Annotated in this window: 2 protein-coding genes; both read left to right on the forward strand. The window is 70.6% G+C overall.

Annotated elements, in window-relative coordinates:
- The first annotated feature begins 146 nt into the window (after positions 1 to 146).
- Positions 147 to 470, forward strand: a complete 324-nt coding sequence (gene tnpB, locus D3A59_RS25010; RefSeq protein WP_157991724.1) for an IS66 family insertion sequence element accessory protein TnpB — start codon at positions 147 to 149, stop codon at positions 468 to 470.
- Positions 471 to 538: 68 nt separating this feature from the next.
- Positions 539 to 821 (forward strand): transposase (locus tag D3A59_RS25015; protein WP_205665279.1); only part of this gene is annotated, 283 nt, incomplete at its 3' end.

Below are 821 nucleotides of genomic sequence, written 5' to 3' on the forward strand. Positions count from 1 at the left end.
GACGGGCATCGGGCTGCTGCGGCGGCCGAGCCGGCCCCGTCGATGCGCTGCAACGTCACGCTGGAGCTCCGTCGAGGCGCCACCACCGTGCATGCCAGCCTGCCGCTGGACGAGCGCAGCGCGGCCTGGCTGCGCGAGATCCTGCGGTGATCCGGGTCGATGCCGTGTGGCTGGCGGTGGAGCCGCTGGACATGCGTGCAGGCGCCGAGGCCGCGCTGGCGAGGGTCGTCAACGTCTTCGGCGCAGCGCGCCCGCACCATGCCTACCTGTTCGCCAACCGGCGGGCCAACCGCATGAAGGTGCTGGTGCACGACGGCATCGGCGTGTGGCTGGCCGCGCGCCGAGGGCGCTTCGTCTGGCCCCGCGAGGGCAGCGCGACCGTGACGCTCAGCCGCGCGCAGCTTGATGCCCTGGTGCTGGGGCTGCCCTGGCAGCGTCTCGGCGAGGCCGGCGTCATCACGGTGCTGTAGCTTGAGCGGGAATCAATTGCCGGATGCGCCGATGGCGGCGGGGCTGCCGCACTGGCACGATCCGGCGTGTGATCACCGACGACCGCTTCGACACCCTCGACCCTGAGCAGCTGCGCCAAGAGATGCGCGCGCTGCTGGCCGAGGTGGCGCGCAAGGACGAGATCATCGAGCAGCAGCGCCGGGAAGCGCTGCTCAAGCAGGCCACGATCGACAAGCTCACGCACGAGATGGCCGTGCTCAAGCGCATGAAGTTCGCGGCCCGCTCCGAGGCCTTCAACGCTGAGCAAAGGAGCCTGCTCGAAGAAGCCCTCGACGAGGACCTCGCTGCACTGGCGCGCGAGATCGAGCAGC

The organism is Caldimonas tepidiphila (assembly GCF_003569765.1).
Taxonomy (GTDB): domain Bacteria; phylum Pseudomonadota; class Gammaproteobacteria; order Burkholderiales; family Burkholderiaceae_C; genus Caldimonas; species Caldimonas tepidiphila.